The organism is Maribellus sp. YY47 (genome assembly GCF_023111095.1).
Taxonomy (GTDB): Bacteria; Bacteroidota; Bacteroidia; order Bacteroidales; family Prolixibacteraceae; genus Draconibacterium.
Genome location: NZ_JALGYW010000030.1, coordinates 25,787 through 45,467, shown reverse-complemented (window position 1 = coordinate 45,467; position 19,681 = coordinate 25,787). Strand labels below are relative to the sequence as shown.

Annotated in this window: 17 protein-coding genes; all 17 read right to left on the bottom strand. The window is 38.5% G+C overall.

From position 1 onward, the window contains the following. On the bottom strand, positions 1–2,619 hold the full coding sequence (locus MR764_RS18765) for a DUF262 domain-containing protein (RefSeq protein ID WP_247980995.1): 2,619 nt from the start codon (positions 2,617–2,619) through the stop codon (positions 1–3). Further along, entirely contained in the window at positions 2,612–4,594 is a 1,983-nt protein-coding gene (locus MR764_RS18760; protein ID WP_247980994.1) for a DUF262 domain-containing protein, read from the bottom strand. The genes MR764_RS18765 and MR764_RS18760 overlap by 8 nt, the downstream gene beginning before the upstream one ends. 105 nt (positions 4,595–4,699) lie before the next feature. Beyond that, positions 4,700–6,331, bottom strand: a complete 1,632-nt coding sequence (gene rmuC, locus MR764_RS18755; protein WP_247980993.1) for a DNA recombination protein RmuC — start codon at positions 6,329–6,331, stop codon at positions 4,700–4,702. Positions 6,332–6,344: 13 nt separating this feature from the next. Further along, a complete protein-coding gene (locus MR764_RS18750) occupies positions 6,345–6,572 on the bottom strand; it encodes a hypothetical protein (protein ID WP_247980992.1) in 228 nt (75 codons plus the stop codon). Between the two features lie 4 nt (positions 6,573–6,576). Continuing rightward, a complete protein-coding gene (locus tag MR764_RS18745) occupies positions 6,577–7,926 on the bottom strand; it encodes a restriction endonuclease subunit S (RefSeq protein ID WP_247980991.1) in 1,350 nt (449 codons plus the stop codon). Next, the gene (locus tag MR764_RS18740; protein WP_247980990.1) at positions 7,926–9,743 is read right to left on the bottom strand and encodes a class I SAM-dependent DNA methyltransferase; all 1,818 of its coding nucleotides are present in this window, start codon (positions 9,741–9,743) and stop codon (positions 7,926–7,928) included. The genes MR764_RS18745 and MR764_RS18740 overlap by 1 nt, the downstream gene beginning before the upstream one ends. Positions 9,744–9,816: 73 nt before the next feature. Then, positions 9,817–10,890, bottom strand: a complete 1,074-nt coding sequence (locus tag MR764_RS18735) for a hypothetical protein (protein ID WP_247980989.1) — start codon at positions 10,888–10,890, stop codon at positions 9,817–9,819. A gap of 3 nt (positions 10,891–10,893) precedes the next feature. Then, on the bottom strand, positions 10,894–12,408 hold the full coding sequence (locus MR764_RS18730; RefSeq protein ID WP_247980988.1) for an AAA family ATPase: 1,515 nt from the start codon (positions 12,406–12,408) through the stop codon (positions 10,894–10,896). Positions 12,409–12,438: 30 nt separating this feature from the next. Then, a complete protein-coding gene (locus tag MR764_RS18725) occupies positions 12,439–13,452 on the bottom strand; it encodes a WYL domain-containing protein (protein ID WP_247980987.1) in 1,014 nt (337 codons plus the stop codon). Positions 13,453–13,460: 8 nt separating this feature from the next. Continuing rightward, positions 13,461–13,745 carry a helix-turn-helix transcriptional regulator gene (locus MR764_RS18720; protein WP_247980986.1) on the bottom strand — a complete coding sequence of 95 codons (285 nt, stop codon included), beginning with the start codon at positions 13,743–13,745 and terminating at the stop codon, positions 13,461–13,463. A gap of 713 nt (positions 13,746–14,458) precedes the next feature. Then, a complete protein-coding gene (locus MR764_RS18715; protein ID WP_247980985.1) occupies positions 14,459–14,740 on the bottom strand; it encodes a hypothetical protein in 282 nt (93 codons plus the stop codon). 202 nt (positions 14,741–14,942) lie between these two features. Next, entirely contained in the window at positions 14,943–16,295 is a 1,353-nt protein-coding gene (locus MR764_RS18710) for a replicative DNA helicase (protein WP_247980984.1), read from the bottom strand. Further along, positions 16,292–16,903: a hypothetical protein gene (locus MR764_RS18705; protein ID WP_247980983.1), complete on the bottom strand. Its 612-nt coding sequence runs from the start codon at positions 16,901–16,903 to the stop codon at positions 16,292–16,294. The genes MR764_RS18710 and MR764_RS18705 overlap by 4 nt, the downstream gene beginning before the upstream one ends. 83 nt (positions 16,904–16,986) lie before the next feature. After that, entirely contained in the window at positions 16,987–17,298 is a 312-nt protein-coding gene (locus tag MR764_RS18700) for a hypothetical protein (protein WP_247980982.1), read from the bottom strand. After that, positions 17,291–17,659 carry a helix-turn-helix domain-containing protein gene (locus MR764_RS18695; RefSeq protein WP_247980981.1) on the bottom strand — a complete coding sequence of 123 codons (369 nt, stop codon included), beginning with the start codon at positions 17,657–17,659 and terminating at the stop codon, positions 17,291–17,293. Before MR764_RS18695 ends, MR764_RS18700 begins: the two co-directional genes overlap by 8 nt. Positions 17,660–17,755: 96 nt before the next feature. Next, complete coding sequence (locus MR764_RS18690; RefSeq protein ID WP_247980980.1) at positions 17,756–18,481, bottom strand: hypothetical protein; 726 nt, start codon at positions 18,479–18,481, stop codon at positions 17,756–17,758. A 17-nt stretch (positions 18,482–18,498) separates the two neighbouring features. Then, entirely contained in the window at positions 18,499–19,677 is a 1,179-nt protein-coding gene (locus MR764_RS18685) for a site-specific integrase (protein WP_247980979.1), read from the bottom strand. Positions 19,678–19,681: the final 4 nt, after the last annotated feature.

Sequence of the window (19,681 nt, the reverse complement as noted above, 5' to 3'; positions counted from 1 at the left end):
CTATTTAATCAGTTCTTGTTCACATGCGACTTGGCTTATTTCGTTGGTAAGTATATCAAGCCTAGTGATGATTTCCTCATCTGTTGGTACCGATATCCAGTATCCCTGCAAATCTTGATTGTCCTTCCAGGTAAAACCATTTCTTTCCAATGCCTCTCTAACAAAAGACGGATAATGCTGTTTCTCTCTCTTCATTTTATCTATATTGATAAAAGCTATTTCATAAGGAAAGGGCATAAAAGTATCTCCAGGTAACAGATTGTTGTGATCGAAGTGCAAATGCAGTTCATATTTAGAAGAATTGATATTAGCCTCCAGTCTAGCATAAGCATGGTGGCTGGCACTTCTAACATATTCGTAGTTGCCAATTCTAAACGGAGAAATATCCAAGTCTTTTGAATTAAGCAACTTCCGGATTTTCTGGTCTAAACAGTACGAGAAGAGTTCCGAATGGTAGTGATTTGTAGCCGAACTGCCCAGCAAGCGTATATTATTTTCACTCCAGTACCGGATCATTCGCTGTCTGCAAGCCGTTATGGCCTCTGGTGTTTTAATTAATTGGTATTTCCATCCGGGTTTGTCATAGCCATCACATATTTTTTGCATATCCGCTTCAATGCTGCTGATGTCTAGTTTGTCGAGTAAGCTTTTAATTGCTTTTAGCCTCTCAGTACTCCTGAAAACCTTTTTCTTCCATGAACTATCAGAATCACTTATGGTTCCAAAAGAAAAATTACTGTTGACCCAAAACAAATATCCCAGGGTACTATTTTCAACATCTTCAGTCAACAATGCTCGTTCAAATTTTGTGCTTTTGGGTTTTTCCAGTTTCAATTGAAAAATAGTCGCCATCTTTTCTGCATAATTTTCAAAATTGCCCATTGCCATTGGTTTTGAATCTAACTCTGCCAATTCCAGCAAAAATTTAATCTGCCCCTTGAAATACGGATGGTTCTCAAATTTCAGGAATAAACACTCCCAATTTCTATCTTCTAAAATATATTGGGCTTTAAATATTTCTTCTGCTCTTTGATAGCCGTCAAATCCGGTAAGAGTCACTTTATCATCAATCAAATATTCATATATATTTTGGCTTTGATCAGTCAGTCTGTTAATGGTAGTTATCGTTCTTTTGAAAAGAGGTACACTATCGATGGTCGAGTTTTCCACTAGATTTCGAATAACACGCATCCAACTTCTCAAAGCTCGAAGTTCGAGTTCCGATCCTAACTGATTTGTTTTTTGCAGAAAGACATGCAATGCGTAAAATAAGACCTTATCAGAATAATTTGTATTGTTGTCTATAAAACGCTTGAAAATAGATCCACGGCCTATACCACTGAAAAGGGAAATCACTTCATCTCCATGACTAAGGATTTCATCAATGTAATCGATTTTAAAACTTTGCTTACTCAGGTTTTGAATTGATGAAAATAATTCGTTCAAATTTTCCTGTGTTAGCAGGTTGTTTTCGACGTAAAATGAATTGGGGATATACTCATATTCGTTTGTCTCTTTGACTTTATCTGTTGCCAATTTTGATGCAATCTTGTCATGCGATTTTGCTCGTTCAATTTTCTCCGGCGTATCTCTTTTATTATCAGATTCGGGGGTAAATTCATTTTGTTGAACCAGAAAAATTTGCATCATGTTCCTGATGTAGCGCATTACCTCTTCATCAATCAACATATTGTCGTCATCCTTATTCGCCCAAAATAGGTCGGTCCAGGTGGTGTCCATCAACTCAACCCAACTTTTTCCTCCAAATTTCTCAAGCTGTATTTGATTACCCTGCAAATACTCGATCAACCAGGCTTTAAAATTTTCAAAAGGGGTTAACGCCACCCCGCGTGCATTCATTCTTACATACAATTCATCGGTCAGTTTTAAATTATCTAAGTCTAGAAATTCAAACGATATAGCCCGTTCATCAACCAAACGGCTCCAGTACTTAGCGCTGTTTTCGCCTCTAAAAATTTCATCCATTTGATCAAGCATGCGAAGCATCCCTCTTACAGTCGGGTCGTTTCTCCAATAGTCGTAAAACCACGATGCTTCATTTTTTATTTTTGCAGAAATGGTCTTGCCTTTCAAGAGGTGTAGCTCCGATTTGTTTTCTACGAGGGCTTCACAGAAATCTTTTGATGTGGGGCGAATTCGATAACTGAATTTCTTCAGGATGGTTGAATTTTCTTCACTTTCGGGCATCAAGTACCAGTGTAACAGAAAAAGGGTGGTTAGTCGTTGTTGTCCATCTAAAGGGATAAATGTAGTTGACTCATTTCCATTTTGTCCAATCTTTGGTTCTTTTAACTCGCACACGACGTCTAATTCCATGTTTCTTGAATAGGTTCTCACGGCTTCGAGCATGCTTTTTACAGCTTCCTTACTCTCAGCCAGCTTTGCAGCATTTTGTTTGCCATTTAATTTGCCGTAAACAAAATTGAGGTGTAAGCGAGCCTGCTCATTATCCAGTACCTCCTTAATTTGATAAATAAAATTTTTACGGATTTCAGCAGATTGCGGATTCTTCCGTCCTTGGGCATAATCGCGCTGTATAATTGGAACTTCAATACGATGCTGATTGATTAAATCCCAAAACGTATAGTTACTAGACATGGTACACCTCTTCTTCCTCGAAATATCGTTTTAACGTATTTTTAATAACTCCCAGGTAATTTGTTCTATCCTTATAGCCCCACAAATCCCATTGCTCAACTTCTCGTGTATGGTATTTCAGAAATACCTGGACAGTTGCAGGCGGAATGTACCGCTTTTCTTTTGATTCAGTTTTGTTGCTTGAAGCAGTCCAAGGTTGCTCGTCGACTCCGAGGATATAGTCGCGTTTTTGTTTAAAGGGTCGTTTGCCCAGACCGCTATTTGTAGAGCCATCTAACAGCGCCAAATTTCCCAGTTTATGTACATCCAAAAATTCTTTAGTGAACGTCATGACTTCATTTCGAATGTTTTTCAGTTCATCATTTAAAGTTTCTGAGTCTGCTATGTTTCTTAACTCCTCAGATAGCTTAGCCAGTTTGGGGGCGATATCTTTGTTGTAATCACTCTTTTTCTCTTCTAATGCTGATAGCTCGCCGATGTGCTCGAATGTTTGATTGTGTTTTTCTCTTTCCTGTTTGAGATTGTTTAATTGTTTTGTTCTGGTTTCAATCTCCTCGTAAATAGTAGCCACGTCGCTTATAAAAGCCTGTAATTCACCAACACTCTCGATATCATCAGCATTTTGAGCATGAATGTGCTCAATCGTCCAACGCGTGCTTTTAAACGCTTTGAATGGGAACCGAAATCCCGGAACATTCCGTTGGTATTGCTCAATATTAAAAAGTAAGAGAACATTCTTCACTTCATCGTAGTCATCTTCGAAGGTAATTAGCTCGAGATCGTGACTTGCTCTATTTTGTTTTTCTTTTTTAAATTTCTTTCGAATGATATCATACAGTTTTTTGTCAAATGCCGATTTTGATATACGTTTTCCATCGCTATTCACCTGACTCAAATCGATGAGTTCCTTTATTGTTGCAAACCGTCGGTCGATGATGTAACCGATGAGGTGATACCAAGACCGGTTATTGTACCATTCGCGAAGTTTTAAAAAATGGTTTTTTACCAGTTTCCAATCCAGCCGGCTTGCATCATTTGCATACCATCGGTACGTATACAACTTGTCTTTTTCGCTTGAGGGTTTTTGTGTCACAATATCGAACAAGAAGTCGATGCGCGTCTGGTATTTACTTGCATCGGTACTGTTGTTAATGAAAAACCAAAAATCGTCGTTCTGAAGTGTTTGTTCTATCTCGTCCCATTCGTTTGCAAAGGTGTTTTGCTGCAACTCTTGTATTTCTTTGTTTGGATGTTGATGGTTATTAATGAACAGGGCCTTAATGAGTTCGGCGTTTGTAAGCCCAATTTTACCGCTATTCAGGTTTCTGAATACCTTTTTCGCATCTGCCTCACTGGCATCGATGTACCAAATAAAATGGGTATCGTTCAATAATTTGGTTACAAAATCCGCGTTGAAATCATCATTCTTGTCAGCGAACCATGCTTTGATGGTTAGGTACGCAGCAAAAAAATGGTAGTTGTCGATGTTATCGAAATCGGTTTTATCGAACGTCGTTTTCCATTTCTTCAATATAATTTGATTCAATTCTTTGACAGCCTGTTCATAATTTTTGCCGTTGAAACTGAAAGGGAAGGAGAGTTCACCAATTTTTTCGTTGATGGACTTCAAAAATTCGGCGCTACTTTCCCGGGTTTGATAACTTATCTGGTATAGCTCTTTGCCCAAGGTTTTCAGTATCAAAAAAATGGTTGTCAGTCGCTGTTGACCATCAATCACTTCGAAACAATTGCTCGCTTCCGCACCGAAGTGTTTTTCCCTTCTCTCTTCATCCATTATTTTTACAGCCAGTGGTTGTAGACAGTAAAAATTCTCTTTGCTTCTATCGTATGCAGTGAGATCGTTCAGCAGGTCGAGTATTTGCACCGATGTCCACTTATAGCCACGTTGGTACTCATCGATGTAAAAGTGGTGTGCATTAAGCTCGCAAACCGGTTTAGTTTTGAAGTTAGTCATTGGTTGTTATGTGGTGATATTGGTTGTTTTTCAAATCTAATGTATCTATTTCAGGTTATAAATTAGATATACGACAATGCTAAACCTGATCATAGTTTCCATGCGCTAATTGTTTTCCGGGTCAATATCCATTTGATTTCCTTCCATTAATTCAGCAGGGAAGGTTTTCTTTGATTTAACTTTTAATGCTTTTAGCTTTTCAGCCTGGCGAATGAGATTATCATTGCCGGTTGCCAATTGTTTGGTAGCATCTGTGTAGGCTGATTGAGCCTTTACAATACTATCTCCAACCTTTTTAAAGTTCTCGGCGAAACCAACAAACTTATTGTATAATTTCTCACCACGTTCTACAATTGCCTGAGCATTTTTACTCTGGTGGTCTCTGTCCCAAAGGTTGGATATTAGTTTCAATGCAGCAATCAGGTTGGTCGGACTGATTAAGATAATTCGCTTTTCATAAGCGAAGCTCCATAAGTTCGGTTCTTCCTTTACGGCTACCATGTAAGCCGGTTCGTTGGGTATGAACATCATTACAAAGTCCAGGGACTTATCGAAATTCTCGTAGCCGCGCTTGCTCAAACCAACAATGTGGTTTTTTATATCTTGCACGTGCTGTTTAATATATCTGCTTTGTGTGTCGGCATCGTCAGCAGCTAAATAGTTGGTGTAAGCGATTAAGGATACTTTAGAGTCAATAATTACTTTGCGTTGGTCGGGGTATTGAATAATGGCATCCGGGCGCATTTTCTTTCCATCTTCTCCAATCAAATAACTGCCCTTATCGTCTTTGAGGTAATTTTCGAGGAAATATTCTCGGTCTTTGGTTAAACCCGATTGTTCGAGAATGCTTTCCAGAATCATTTCTCCCCAGCCTCCCTGTGCTTTAGGGTCGGCTTTTAAAGCGCGTGTGAGGTCGCTGGCTTCCTTGCTCAATTTCTCATTCAAACCAACCAGCTCTTTCACTTTTTCACCCAGTGAGAACCGTTCTTTGGCTTCCTTGTCGTACACTTCGTCCACTTTCTTTTTAAAGGAATCGAGGTTTTCTCCAAGTGGTTTTAACAGGGCTTCTAAGTTGGATTTGTTCGTATTGGTAAACTTCTCGGTTTTCTCTTCCAGAATTTTATTGGCAATGATTTCAAAATCGCTGTTGAATTTTTTGCCGATTTCTTCAATCTCCTTTTTCTGGTTATCCAATTTTTCTTCCAGGGCTTCATTGTTAGCCGACAGGGTAGCTACATTCTTATTAGCCTCGTTAAATTCAGTTGTTTTTTGTTCGAGTAGTTCTTCTGTTTTCGATAGCTTTAGGTTCAGTTTTTCAAGTTCCTTCGAGAGCCCGTCTTTTTCAATAGTCGCTTGCGCGAACTTAGAGTCAGCTTCCGTTTTCTGCTGTTTGGTTGTCTCCAATGTATCAGTAGCTCGCGTTAAATCCTGCTTTGCCTGTTTCGCGTTGTTTTTTGCTGTTTCCAGTTCGGCTTTTAAGGTGGCAACTTGCCCGGTAAAGGCACGCAATTCATCTTCTTTTTGTTGAATGCTTGCTTTGGTTGTGGTCAGTTCATCATTCAATCGGGAGCTTTTATCGGTTTCGGCCAATAGCTTTGACGATGCCTCGTTAAAATCAGTCTGTAATTTTTCAAATACCGATTTTTGCACAGAGGAAGTACCAAATTTTTGTTTGGCAATTAACCAGCCAATTAACCCACCAATAATTAATCCTATTCCGATAAAAGCAATTTCCATGTCTGTTGTTGTGTTAGATGATTGTTTTTACATATTTCGCCAGCTTTTTGCCCTTGCTGAGTTCGGTTGCGTATGATTTGTTGATGCCCGATGCTTCGATGATTTCGGCTGCAGTAAATCCTGCTCCATCTATTTGGCTGGCATATTTAATCCCGAATAAATGAATCATGGTTACCTGTTCTTTGCCCGGGGCGTTGTGATACATGTCTGCTAATATTTCTCCGAGTTGTTTTGCTGTCATCGTCTTAGTTTGTTTTAGTTGTTTCCCAATCCCGTACATCAATTTTACCGGTTACGGCTTCCGAAATGAGGGATTGACGGTAGAGTGTGAGTTTTTCTATTGACTGGCTCAGTTTATTTGTAACCTGTTCTGCATTTTGTTCTTTCTTGTCGAGATAATCAACGATTTGGTTTTGTTCAGTTATTGACGGAAAGACAATGAATGTGTTAGTAAGAAAATCTAATTCGACACTTTCAACAGTAGCACCTTGCTTAACAATCTCATTAAGTAGATTTAGTTCATTTCCTTTAACGAAATAAAACAAGTAATTAGAAGATACTCTGCCCCTCGAAGTAAATGCTTTGATGTCTTGATTAACGGCGACAGGTGTTCCAGTTATTGCGATTGGAATTGTACGCTGAAGTATTCCAGAGCGAACTACCATTAAAAGATTGCCTTCATCAATTAAGTTCGTTGCAGAGTTTGCCAAACCTTCATCTGTGATAAAGTCTTCGGTAGTGGTAATTAGGTCAACTTTCATGTCTTTGGGAGAAACCCATGGAATTGTTCCATTCCAAAAATCATCTACCTGTTTATTTGGTGTTCCACCACCAGTTATTTTAAATAAATGCTTCAGTTTAACCACTTTCCAATGCGTCGGAATCTCACCCAGCCACTCAATGCCGCTATCCTTCATGGGGACATTGGGATTTAAGCCTTTGGTGACGGCCTCGTTAATAATTGCCTGGCGTTGCAGTTTGAGCTTTTCAATAAGTTGCTCTTTTTTCTCAATCAGCGCATCGATTTGAGCGGTTTTGTGGTCGAGAAAAGAGATAATTTTATTTTGTTCTTGAATAGCAGGAATCGGAAATCCGAACCTATCGAATACATTTTGATATAAATGTAAAATTGTGGCGCCTGTACTATTGAAATCAAAAAAATCTGAAAACACGTTTGAAATCAAAATGTAATACAGATACCTTGATTGTAATTCTTTTAAGAGAGGTCTAACAACAAAAATACCGCTATTTAAACACGTGTACTTTGGCAAAGAATCGATATGTGCTACTTTACCAATTGTTCCATCTTTTGTAATTAGTAGGTCATCTTTTTTTATTTGAATAAAGGGGTCTTCATCGTACCTTTCTTTATCAATTGAATAGCAATTTTCCCAATTAATTTTCCCCTTCTCAAAATCAGTCCCAGTTACCAAATAAGCATATCCCTCGTCAAGAAACTCGTCAGATTTCAATCCTTTCCACCCTATCCTTCCTTTAACATAGGTGGCATATTTGATTTGTGACATAGCCCACTCTTCAGGAATATTTCCAATCCACTGAACTCCGCTAGCCTTATATTTCTCGTATCGTTTCATTAGGCCAGTAAGTCTTTTAAGAGGTCAACAATTCCTTTTTCACCGGTTTCCGGTTTACCATATTCAAGGATTTTAATGTCTTCGGCAATGATTTCGGAGCTATCCAAGCCTTTGTACTGGTAGAAATACTTGGTGAAGTTTATCTCGTAACCAATCCGGGTTTTATCGATGTCAATCCACGCATCGGGTACATGGGGCAGTACTTCTGCGTTAAAGTAGTCGTCAATATCAGCAGTTAAAGGCACGTTTTCCTTGTCGCGTTTTTTGCTGTCAGGTTTTGGGTTATCATTTCTATCGGTTTGCACACGGCCTTTTTTGTCGCGCAGCGGTTGTTCAATGGTTAGCTGGTAGTAACCAAAGTGGTCGTTATCGAATATTTTACAGTATTCGCCTTCTTCAAACTGCTCGTACAGTTCGGTAATTTGTGCGATGTACTGGTCGTCGATTTGGTTTCGTTTGTTGCCCAAACTCTTTTTCATGGGGTTGGCAAAAATGTGCTCCACCTTTTTGCTGCCGTTGGTGCCTTTTTCAATGTTGGCCGCTGCATTGATCAACTGCACCTTTCCTTTGCGTCTGGCCTCTTTTTTATTGGTAATAAACCAAATGTAGGTGTTAATGCCCGTGTTGTAGAAAAGGTCTTTTGGCAGTGCTACAATACATTCGAGCCAGTCGTTCTCGATGATCCACTTACGAATTTCACTTTCTCCACTTCCTGCATCGCCTGTAAACAGGGGCGAGCCATTGGTAACTACCCCGATGCGGCTGCCTTCGCGTTCCATTTTAGAAATCATGTGCTGAAGGAACAGGAGCTGGCCATCGCTGGTGCGTGGTAGCCCGGCATAAAACCGTCCGGCAGGGTTTAAGGCTTCATTGCGGATAAATTTCTCGTCCTTTTTCCAGGTTACGCCATAAGGAGGATTCGCCATCATGTAATGGAAATGCTTGCCCACAAACTGGTCTTCAGAAAAAGAGTTACCATGTTTGATGTTATTGGCATCTTCGCCGGTTATCAGGGCTTCCGATTTGGCAATGGCAAAGGATTGCTCGTTAATTTCCTGCCCGTATGTTTTAATCACAGGTTTATGGTCGCTGTCGCCAAACAGGGCATCTTCGATGTATTTTTTACCCAGGTTTACCATACCGCCGGTACCACAAGCCGGGTCGTAAATGGTACGGATGATTCCGGGCTGGCTAAGTTCAGCAATTTCGGGTGCAAAAATGATGGCGTTCATCAAGGCAATTACATCGCGTGGGGTAAAGTGTTCCCCGGCAGTTTCGTTGCTTTGTTCGTTCGATATACGGATGAGTTCCTCAAACACATAACCCATGCCGTGATTGTCAATCTTGTCGGTATTTAGGTTTACCCGACAGATGGCGTCAATCATTTCATAGAGCAGCTTGTTTTTAATCAAGCGAGCAACGATTTTATCGAACTGAAAGTTATCGAGGATGTCACGTACATCGGGGTTAAAACCATTCAGGTAGTTATTGAAGTTAATCTCGATGTTGCGCGGGTCGTCTTTCAATGAATTGAGGGTGTGCTTCGAGGTATTGTAAAACTTCAAACCTCCGGCAGCTTTACGCAAAATGGGGTCGAGTTTATCCTCAACTACTTTATCGTGAAAGTTGCTGTACGCATCGCGAACCTTTTGGTTAACGGGTTCCAGGATGCAATCGAGTCGGCGAATCACCACAAAGGGGAGGAGTACGTCGCCAATTTCGTTCTTTTTAAAGGCATCACGCAAAACGTCATCTGTAATTCTCCAGATGAATCCTACTTCGACTTTTGAATTGTTATTAATTAATTCGTTGCTCATATCTTGTTTTTCTTTTCTCTTTTATTGACAGCTCAAAGATAGTTTTAATGTGTGCAGTAGAGGTGCATAGGTTTTAGGTAAATTTTAAAAAATAGGAATCACCGTTTTCAATACCAAATATCCTATCTGGATGAGTTTGCTTTACAATGTCAATTACCTTTGTCTGAATATTATTGATAACAGAGGGTATTAATTCCTTTCTGGCTTCATCATGCATGATTGAATATAGGTGTATTGCATCACCTCTATTTGTAAAAGTTCCATTGTCGTCAAAATATGACAAGCCTGCTCCGCTTTCGATATATTGATAATTGGTAAGAATATATCTATCGTGCCTTGCTTTTCGCGATTGTGGAGAAATAACAAGCCATAGCTTGTACCTTTCATGTCCTAACAATTCGTTTAAAAATTCTGAACACAAATCATATAATGGCTGAAATCCATTACCCTTTTCTTTTTGAAATTCATGACTATAGAACGGAAATGACAGCTTAATATCATCTCTGTCATCGACATACGTATTAATTAGAATGTTGACCTTATTCTGAATCTTCTCTAAAAGAGTCCTCATTAGTGGTTTAAAATTATTTTCAATGTACTCATTTATTTTCCAGTCATTTCGGTCTGGTTTAAATAGGTAAGGTTCATTTATTATTAATTCAAAGAATGGTAAGATAAACGGTTTGAAGTCTTGGTATTGATTAAAAGTAGTACCAATTGTGAGAATTTTACTTGCTCGAAAAAATTCCTTTTTAAAGTTTAACTTCAGATATGTTTCTGTCTCTTCACCAACACCTGCCATTAATAAACCAGTTTTTGATTTAGCCTTATTCACCTGTTCGCAGTCATAAGAAAAAAGAACAGTCCTCTTGTCTTCGAAATGATGATGGAGGTTTGTTCTAAATGGCGGATTAAGAAAATCTTGTTCTTCTGTTCTGTAATTAATTACAAAATTACCGGAGGTTAAATCTGGTGCTATTGTTTCAAACAATTGATTTTGAACTGCAACTTCCTCTGTTTCGCAAAGTGTGATTGTAGATTCTTGTGAGATTAGCATATATAATCCTTGGTATTCCTTAGTTGTTCTATCCATGTTGAAAATCTCTGCAAGATTATCAACATCAGTGTATAAAGAAATTCGCTCCATGTGCTATCTCCTTTTTAAAAGTTGTACAGCATGTTGCGACGCCACATCAAAAAAACCAGTTCCAAAATTCTCCTGAAATATACCATCTTGCCTGTAGTTCATTTGATATGGCCCCTTTTCTTTGTCGAAATAGTAAACAGTAAATGGTTGCTCTTTTTTATCATCATTAGAGTTTAATTCTTTTACAAGAAGTTGGGATTTACGGAGAATGTATTCAGAATGAGTTTCAATTAAAAATCTTATAGCATATTGATAATTAACCTCATAAACCAACTTTGCCAACTTACTTTGTAATGATGGATGAAGATTTATTTCAGGTTCCTCAATTATTATTAATCGTTCTGTATGGCCGTTTTCTTCGTTATGAATTACACTTGCTAATTGAAGGATAAGTTTCATTGCCTGGATTGAGCCCATTCCTTTATCAGCAATATTTATTTTTAATTTGGGATTATCAACTTCATCTTTAATCAGAAGCTGATATGCCTCACCTTCATAAGAAATTATTTCATAGTCTTTTCCAATTTCAAACTGATCCATCCAGTATTGTACAAAATCAATTACCTTTTTATCCTTTTCATGGTTAGAAGAAAGCTTTAATTGATAAAAATTATGTACGGCTTGTGCAAGAGAGTTTGACTTATCTTTGATTGACAGCAGTGCCGTTTGTTTTTGAGAATCAGCACCAAAATAGGTCAAATTCATTCTGTTAACATGATAAAGAAAAACGTCTAATTCATTAGCAATTGTGGCCTCATCATTTAACAAGCTTCTGATTGCAGCCAATTCGGTTCTTGGCGTTTTGTTATCATTTTTACGAACTCTGTTTAACCGATATACCTGGTTAAGTAATTCGTCCAGTGAAGCTATTTCACTTCCTGAGTGCGACAAAGAATAGGAAATACTATAGTCTTTGGTCGAGACAGGATTGATTCTTTTGTATCCGCTTATTCTTTTTTGCAAAGCAGTTATCTCATCATTTTTCGATAACCAGTTACGCAAATCTGTCTTTTGGTCAATTGTGGACAATTCCTGTTGAAGGAAAATAAGTTCTTTATTTGCGGTTTTAAGACTTTCATCTTCTTCATAATCATCATCGAACTCCCTGTTTATCGTAACAAGAGTTCTACCTGTAAAATTGAAACTCAACTCAATTCCTTTAATGGAAGATTGTAGACTTAATGATACTACTTTTGCTACTGTATCATTTTCATTGCCGGTAACAACCAGTATACAATCGAAATTTCGTATTCTAAAATAAAACTCAATGGAGTCATTATCTGCCTGCTGACACAAAGTACGCTTAAATGAAACAACGTTAGCTTCATTTAATACATTCCCATCAAATCGGAATATGCCGGCTTGCCTGTTTTTTATGTAGTCAATAATCAATAAAATTGCTTTTACCAGCGTGGACTTACCTGCATTATTGCGCCCCACCATAAAGGTTATCTCTCCCAAATCGAGAGGTTCCAAATATTTAAACCGTCTAAAATTTTTAAATCCTATATTTTCCATTATCAAAATTCATTTAAACCTGTGCAGTGTTTATACACAGGTGGTATATTTTAGATTTAATACTTTAATTCTGTTTGTGATGGCTGCTCGAAGAGCCTCTGGCTCTGCTACTTCAATTTTCTCTCCGAAGGAAAGAATCGTTGATTCCAATTCGTAATTCAGTTGAAGTTTTAATTCAATCCGGGTTCCTTCCTCATCCTTTTTTATTTTCTGTGAACCATGCATGGGTTTAGACGTGATGTAAGGTAACAGGTCATCATCGGCCTTTAAAACTACCTTTTGGGGTTCCTGCGCTTCATCTACTGATACTCCAATAACGTCGTCGAAATAGTCTGAAAAGTCGATTTTTGTATTTGTGATGTATTTTGTTTTGCTTTCGTTGATTTTCTGAATGCGGTCAAGCGCCAGGTTTGTGATGCTTCCATATTCGTTATTCAACCCAAATAAAAACCAGCGGTTGTTGTACTGTTTCAGGTGGTAGGGATGAATTTCAAATAATAACTCTCTATCTGTTTTAAATGGTTTGTAAGTTATTAGCAGCACCTTTTTGCTGACGATGGCGTTGTAAATATTGCCAATGTACTCGCGCCCGGTTAAAAACGGGTTTTCTTCAAAACTCAGTATGTTGTCATCAGTTTTGAGATTAAAGGTGTGTTCCAGGCGGGCTGTTAATTCCTCTACCCAATCAAATTGAGGCATCCCTTTAAAACGGGAAAGCGTTAATAAGGATTCCTTTAATTGTTGGGCTTCCTGCTCGTTTAAAGGTTGACTATTGATCGAAAAGTTCATGTCGGTATAGCGATAGAACGCTTTTCTGCCATCTTTAAAGGATTCGACAGGAGCGTCAAAACCTTTTGAATCCTGCATGAACTTTATGTCTTCATATATCTGACGACGTTTTACCCCTGAGGATTTTGGGTCAACATCCAATAAAGCGTCATTACATGCGTCAATTAAATCCTCGATGTAATATTTTCTACCCGGATTCCGAAAACATCTATCCAAAGCCTGGTATCGTATAGTCGCGTTTTTGTTGGTTGACACGTTTTCTTTTATTTATTGCTCAGATTTTGCTCTACAAATTGCAGGGCTTTCATCGCTGTTTCTTCATCTTTAATCAGTTCATATACCTGCCCGGCCAACCAGAAGGTTAGTAATTCATCTTTATCAACCTCAAGCAATTCAGCCAATTGGATTACTTGCTCTCGTTTTGCCTTACGCTCGCCCCGTTCAATTTTGCTAAACATGGGTGTGTCAATTTCCAGTTCAGCAGCCAGTTGGCGTTGGAGGAGGGCTTTTTCTTCCCGTAATTCTCGTATTCTTTTTCCCAAAAACATAATAGTAGGGTTTAATGACTTGTCAGATTTTGGCTAATTTAATGAAGAAAAGCTAAACATAACCAAGAAAAAATAGGAGAGTTATCAACATCGGAGAGGGGAAGTATAGGAAACGTAGTAAATGGAATAGTTTACAGTATTCAGTCACAGTTTACAGTTGGCTGAATAAACCCCACGTTTCCGCTAATTCCTGTTTCCCATTTGACGGTTTTGTATAGTTGTTATGCTCATGTTCAAGCAAGCCATTGTCTTTGAATTGACCGATGTATTTTTCCGCGGTCTTTTCTTTAATATCCAAATCCAGTGCAACTGACAAGTAGCCTTGTCGGTTAAGGTATGGCATTAAACGACATCAGGATAGTTCGTTAGGTGGTGTTTTATTTTTGAAATAGACTTGGCCCCACTAATTTTCCGTAAATGATGCAAAAGTGTACGTAAACTTTCATTCTCTGCATTATTAAGGCAAAAATCAATAATTGATATATTTAGCGAATTTTGTACGTGTCTGAATACCAGCGTTATACATTGTTGTGTAGAATGGTCTCTTGTTAGCTGAAATTGTACTTGCAGAGAAGATATGAACTCTGAATATATAATGTTTATAGGGTATTCGGGAGATTTTTACGTAGTTATACGGACTTTTTCCGTATTTTAGACTGAGGTGTATTGCCTAAAGGTGTGTAATGTTTGTATTGAATTTTTCCTCGGTAAATCTATATACCCGTCTTCTCTGGATCCTTCGAAGATTGTTCTTCTCTTAATCTTGTGTAGGATATTTCCTCGTCGTCCAGCATTAATCCTTCCGAAGTTTTCACGTATGTTTTCGGTGACTCCTTCTTGAGTATTTCCAGGAACTGTTCCAAGATCCTTATATCCTTCTCTACGTCCTTCTTCTCGTGCGGCTGTGTCGTTGTTTCTACTCCGTATTCTGCCAGTTCGATTAACAGATTCAATCGTTTGTCTAATAGCTTATCTATGTTCTCCTTGGCTACCATATGTAATTTCATTTTACTGAGAAACAAATGTATCATTTTCTGGCGTAGCTTTAAACGAGGTGCCTTTATAAGTTAAAAGGTTATTCCATCCTCGAATTATGCCCCGACAACAAAGAAAGCACATAAAATGCTTTCCTTGCCGTTGTTTTATTGTTGCATTGTTTGCTCTTTTTGATTCCTTATTTTCTGTTTGTTTGAATCCTCAAAAAGGACTATCGCTTATTTTGGATGAGATACTATTGTCGGGATGAGGCATATTGAAATTCATGGGGCTTTCTGAAAACCGGGTCATTTGACCATCGTGATATACGTTAAAGTCACCAAGTTTTCCCCGGCGATGTTTGGCAATAGTTGTCCTGATTGCTTCGCCATCAGGCGAAAGAAAGATCACTAAATCTGCATCCTGTTCTATCGCTCCGGATTCTCGCAAATTTGCCAGCGTTGGCGTTTTTCCTTCGGCATCCCGGTTTAACTGTGAAAGTGCTAGAATCGGGATGTTTTCGGACAATGCAATGGTTTTTAGTGTTCTGCTAATTTCTGACACCTCTAATTCTCTGTTTGCTTTGCTCGACTGTGATCTGACTAACTGCAAGTAATCAACCATTACAAAGTCACAGCAGCCTTGCTTACGGTTCTGGTGGATCGCAGTCCTGATTTGTTGTACCGTCATTCCTGCTGCATCTCGGAAGATGATCGGTAAATTTTCGAGTCTCGAAACTGCAAGATTAATCTTCTGCCAATCCGATATATCTAGCTCTCCGTCCCGAATGCCTGATCTGTAAACTTCACTTTCAGATGAAAGTAAAATCCGGGCTAAATCTTCTTTGTTCATTTCGAGTGAAAAGATGTTTACCCAAGACCCGGCCTTAGCTGCTTCGAGTGCGAAATGAAGCGCAAAGGATGTTTTCCCGACGCCGGGACGTGCTGCTAAAACAATCATGTTGCCTGGTCTCCATCCTCCGGTTGTATAATCCAAGCTTTTAAATCCTGTTATGATTCCCGGTGGTTGACCGGCTGCTGTTGCTGTACAGTCTGCCTCAATATCCCTAACCGTATCCTTTAAAACTTCCGAAATATGTTTTCCAGAGTCAGCAATCGTAAAAATGTTATCAAGCCTTTCCCCGGCTTGCTTCCAAGTCTGACTGATCGTTTCCACATCTTCACCAGAATAGGCCTGATCGATAATCTCTGTTGCTTTGCGAATCATTTCGCGTTTGACATACATTTCCGCAATGATCCTGGCATGGTGCTCAATGTTCGCTGCTGAAGCTACGTTCCGGGTTAGTCCTGTTATATATCCCGGTGTTAGAGTATCCAATCTCCCACTTTCTTTTATCGCCAGGGTAACGGTGAGCAGATCGACAGGCTTTTTATCAGCCTTGAGTCTCAGGATAGTTTCAAAAATGATCTTGTGTTTATCCTGATAAAAGCTGTTGGGCTGCAAAATACTTTCAACCGCTGTGAATGCTTCGGCTTCCAACATTAATGCCCCTAATACGGCGGCTTCAACTTCAATTGCTTGAGGTGGAATATGTTCTAATTCTGAATTTTTCATTTCTCTACTCCTCTTAGTGGCGGTAATGTCGTGTAACTGTTTGTTTTTTGATTCTTTTTCCAGGTTGCCAACCTTCGGGAAATGCCGAAAGAACTCTGCTTCTCAAATCTCATCTTACGGTCATTTTCTCCATGCTCAGTCCAGTACGAATAGAAGTTATTCATCATCTCTTTTCCATACATATCAAAAAAAGGATTTAGAGAGTTCGCAAAATCCCTTTTGCGTTCCTCTATATTCTTTCTTTTATTCTTATATTCTTTAGCTGTGGTCGTTTGCTGGTCGCTTGACTGACCGTATGCTGGTCGTTCTGTTGGTCGTTCAGGTTCTCTTTCGCCTTGGTATTGACTCCATTTACAGATAGTTACTATGCTAAATCTGTTGGTCGTTTTGATGGTCAGTTCGTTGGTCGATTTTAGGCGATTTAATGAAGTCCTGATTTGTCGCTCAGATAGTTTCAATTCATCGGCTAATTGCTTGCGTCCAATGATTAATTGACCGGGAAGTAGATCGATACCTTTCCACTTTTGGGGCTCGAAATTGGCCTGTAAAAGTAGGTGTGTGAATACCCGGAATGTGTTAGGCTCCGTGTACCATTCCCAGTCAATCATTTTGCGACTTATTTTAATCCACCCGTGCATTGTACTGAAATAATCAACGTTATTTTTTCTTCGATGTACCATCTCTGTTTGCTCTAGTTCATTAAATACCTTTCAACGAGAAATGGGTTTTTTTCTAATTTTCTCAGCAACGTTTTAATTTTCTCTTCAGGACCAGTCATTTTTAATACATGACCTCCAAATGGAACCTTTTCTTTTAATTGAGTGACTTCTTCCATGTAAATCATTCCTGTATCCCTGTTCATCCAAAGCCCATAGATGATACAATCCTTTGAATTGTCTCTTTTCCTTGCTGATTTATTTTTGTTTAGATAGGAATGCTTACTTTTGATTCGATCGTTAATGCCGTAGCCTGTGGAGCGTGCGGCTTTTTTTATACTATCCATTCCTGCGCCCTCCTTTCTTTCTGGTGGCTAAAAAGTTTTCGGCTTCGGCTTCTATTTCAGCGTTTGACAGCTTGCGGCCTGACCTTACCCAATCAAGTATGATTTGCTTATCAAACAAAACACGTTTGCCTTGCTTGCATCCTCCTGGAATAAGTCCTTTTGAATAATTGGAATAAACTGTTGGTTTGGATAAATGAAGTAACTCAGCGAGTTCGTCAACTGTGATTAATTCTTGTAAAGGTTGTACTTGGGGAATTTGATGAGTTTTTTCTAGCTGTTGTTGCTCTTGATTTTTAAACTCTGCCAAAGCAACTTTTACTATCTCTTTTAAATCTTCGGGTGTTGATAATATTAACTCCATGCTCAAAACTTTTTTAAATGTTCTGAGTCAAAAGTAATGGGGAGGTCTGGGGGGAATTGGGGAGGTTTTTAATAAATAAAAATCCGTAACATGTTGTCAGTTAATTTTTAATGTGGTTTGGAATGAAGTTTTTGGGGAGGTTGCTGGGGAGGAGGATTCATTTTTTAGCACTTTTAATACTTCATCTATTTTTTTCGCTTCTGTCAACTCCCTTTCTTTTCTTTTTGATTTGTATTTTTCAACGAGTTCAACAGTTAATTTTTTGCCTTTAAATAAAAGCCTTTCAGAAATCCACGTGTTGAAACTTTTAATATTTTCTTTTGATACTATTTTTTCAAGCTCTGCAATAAAATATCCAAAATCTTGAACAGATCCTAAAATAAAGTCAAGTTTTAATTCTGGTGGAGTATCACTTGTTCCGAAGCAAAAGTAGTAATCAGGCAGGGTAGTTTTTTTGAACATTGTCCCATTGGTTGACATGAAGAAGATTTGCAATTCATTTTCGATATCATAACCAAATGTTTTCACCAAGTCATAACCTTCTGATGAATCAGGGGATTTTTTATCGTTTGATTTTCCAGTGTTATTATTTGCTTTCTTTTCAGTGTTTGCAGAACCTACATTCAGAATAAGGATTTCATCTCTAGTATCACTTATTAGTAAGTCATATTCTCTTAACATTTCTTGACTTGCGCCCAAATCGCGAACTTTTTTTCTATTTCCCTTTAGAAACTCTAATCTTTTTTTTGGGTTATTTATGTATTCTTCACATTCAAGTGGTCGAAGTTCTCCATTTAACCACGTAATTTCATCTTCTCTCATAAGGTTAATCTATATACTTAAAAATCCAGTATTATTTTATTTGTTGCTTCTCTCTTTGCTTTATCAACTATGTTTGCGTAAACCTGTGTAGTTTTCAGGTCTTTATGCCCTAGCATTTTTGAAACAGTATAAATATCAGTTCCATTGAATAGCTGTAATGTGGCGTATGTGTGTCGAAAACAATGGAAGGTAATATCTTTAGTTATCCCAGCGGCGCCAATCCATTGGGAAAGATGTTTATTTGCATAAGCCGAATATTTCAAACCCTCAAAAACTTTGTCTACAGAGTCCCCTGGACTACCGCAAATGCTATAAGCCTGTTCCGAGATTGGTAAAACCTCAACACCTTTGGTTTTCTTTTGTAAGAAGTTCAAAAAGTAGCCCTGTCCTTCGATGTATTCTATTTCTCTCCAAACCATTTTTTGAATATCAGAGAACCGAAGCCCGGTAAGTGATGAGAAGAGGGCGGCACGTTTTAACAATGGGTCGTTACAAGGCGTTTTTACGAGTCTATTTAGTTCGTCAATGGTTAGGTATTCCCGTCTGGTTTCGGCTGCCTTGATAGGTTGTAGTTTACTGTTGAGGTCGGTTTGTAGAATACCGTCTTTGTAGGCTTGTTTTAATGCTGCCTTTACCTTATTGAAGTAGGAGACAGCAGAATTTGTTGATAAGGTTGTTTTTTCGCTTCTAGTGCTTTTAGTGGTCAGTAGGTATTCTTTGAAGTCCTCCAAAAAACGTTCGTTGAGGTCGGCAAACTTTAATTTTCCGTTGGTAAACGCTTCGAGGTAATTAAGGGTTGACAGCCAACTGTTCCGGTTTGATTCTTTTTTCTTATCAGTTAATTTTTTGAAATAGTCAATAAAAGATTGTTCTCCCAATTCTCTCTTACGAAGCTGCTCTTTTTCGTATTCGTTGTAGATTTCCGGTTTATTTAAAAAGTTTTCCCTTTTCTGCCTTATACTATCGGCAATCTTTAGTGTATCTGTATTGTGTTGTTTGTCAATAGGGTTGAGAACAACCTTTTTTTCTTTTCCGTTTCTACCAGTGGTTGTTTCCTTAAAGATATAAAGTCCTAAAAACTCCCTTCGTGTTGGTTCGCCTGTTTCAGGATGCGGGATTGGTGGGTAAAAGTCGAGGTACAGGCTTTTACGTCCTTTGCTGATTTCCTTTTGCCTTAATGTAACTTTTGTTGTCATTGTG